This window comes from Halomonas sp. 3F2F (assembly GCF_014897805.1).
In the GTDB taxonomy this organism is placed as follows: Bacteria; Pseudomonadota; Gammaproteobacteria; order Pseudomonadales; family Halomonadaceae; genus Vreelandella.
Map to the genome: position 1 here is coordinate 1 of NZ_JABUZE010000104.1, position 2,122 is coordinate 2,122.

The 2,122-nt window shown below is 48.7% G+C and carries 1 protein-coding gene and 1 pseudogene; both read right to left on the reverse strand.

Annotated features, from left to right (window positions below):
• Nucleotides 1–313 (reverse strand): annotated as a pseudogene (locus INT21_RS11795) (hypothetical protein); the annotation flags it as partial.
• Between the two features lie 53 nt (nucleotides 314–366).
• Nucleotides 367–1,737, reverse strand: a complete 1,371-nt coding sequence (locus tag INT21_RS11800) for a glycosyltransferase family 4 protein (protein WP_193085215.1) — start codon at nucleotides 1,735–1,737, stop codon at nucleotides 367–369.
• Between the last annotated feature and the right edge of the window lie 385 nt (nucleotides 1,738–2,122).

Sequence of the window (2,122 nt, forward strand, 5' to 3'; positions counted from 1 at the left end):
TTTTAGCGGGGTGGCAGAACGTCGCGGAATGGACGCTTACAACTGGGTTGAAAATCACCGCCCCTGCCCGCGCCGCATCCACTCGCACCACCAAGTGATAGTGGTTGCTCATCACCGCATACGCCGCCACATCGATGGCGAACACCCCGGCCAGCTGATGCAGCCTCTCCACGATCCAGCCACGGCGGTGCTCATAGCACTGCCCGCTCACGGAATCCGTGCCACACAGGAAAGCACGGCGCACGCAGCGATTGACGAGGTGATACCAGGGCGTGGCTTCCAGCGAGATAAGGGTGGCACGAGGCTGAGTCATGACGGTGTCCGTCAGGCGGGATTTATCTCAACATAGCCCGCCGCGGCAGGCTGTCAAATAAGTGGGTGTCCTGTATTTCGCCGCAGTGGGGGCAGCTGGCCCTTGATTGCCAACCGGCTTTGCAGCCAGGAGAGACTTTCTAGCTGACTGTAGAGACGGTTCTGAACAATGAGCAAATCGCGAGTGAACTTGCCTGCGTTGCCTTTAACTGCTTCTAACAGCTTTTTTTCAAGCTGCTCGATATTATTTTCTGGTTTCATATCAGTGTTCTTATTTTTGGGTGTTACTAAGTTGCTTTCTACATCACAGGTCTCGGAAACGCTAAGCACCCTCTCCAGCGAATGAGATACGATGGCGAGGCGATAAATACCCAGCAACTGCTCATGTACTTTCTGAGAATCAAAAAACTGATGAATTATCTTAATGCCAAAGGCACCGAGACCTGCACGATAGCTTTTCGATGCAAGAAGATTAACCATGTCTCGCTGCACCATTTCAGGCTTATAATCTTTATGCTGATTGCCTACGCCTCCAAAATTAGAATATACGCCTTGCTGCCAAGTATTCGCGTTCACTAAACCACAGTAGCTCTTGCTACCGACTGCAATAGCCGGCACACCACAACTCATGGCCTCTAATGCACAACGACCAGGGGCAAATACAAAGTCACTCGATTGATATGCGCTACGGAGTGCCTCTCCTTCGAGCCAACCCCGAAATTCGATAGCATTGTCGCCTCGCACCACTTCAAGACGGGCTCGAAACGCTTCAGTTTGTGTACCATCGCCCACAACAATCCAGGTTAATTTTCCTGAATAATGTTTCGCGGCATACTCGACGGCATCCGCAAAGACATCCAAAATGAAGTCTTTGTCCTTATCGAGACGCGACACCAAAGCAACACTTAGTTTTTTTTCAACGCTTTGGGTCTTCTCTAAAAGTGGTTGAAAAAAATCTGTATCAGGGACATTGGGCACCACATGAAATTTTTCTGGACCTCTAGCCTCCTCACCCAGCAAATAATCACGGACGCCAGATGACACCGTTAAAACTGCTGAAATCTTGTCAACATATTGAGGGAGATCGTCAGTATATTTGCCATGAAATGTCAAAACGATGGGCACGTCCAGCTTTTCCGCCAATGCTAAGCCAAACTTACGAGAAGCAAAGGGGTGGGCGTGCACAAGATCAACTGGTACAGCGGCGTGAAGCTTCAATGCCTTATTAATTATTGCATCAAGATCTGTGTAATCCGTTTGAATAACCCCAACGCCATAACCTGCCAGCGAGTCAGCAAATGAACCAGCAGGACAAACAATTGTGGCCTTGTGGCCGTTATCGATTAAGAAGCAGGCAGTTGCGAGAATGTTCTCGTGCAGCCCTCCATGTGAAGCTTTAAAAAAAACAGGTATTACAACATGCACGAGCCACCCCCTTTGTTCTGACTACACTGTTTACAGCTGCAGTGGTTCAATGTTTTCGGAGCATCTTAAGTGATTAACCTTTACCCAATTTTCCCAGTCAGCCACCTCGCTCCACCCGCTAAGAAACACAAAGTCCAGCCCGGCACCTCACTACAGTTATGGGGCAGTAATAATTTTTCAGTACGGTTGCTTTACGCTCTGCGGAATAACGTGACACATGTACTCCATGCTGACCTTTCTGCATTAAAATCAGGCAATATCGCAAGCAAGACATTAGTCTTGTCAGAGGAGGAGGTCACCGGCACTAGTGTTCCTGGGGAAGTAATTAGGAGCTCTTAAAACCCTGAATTCATAGAATAACTGCAGCACTTTGGATCATACGGTA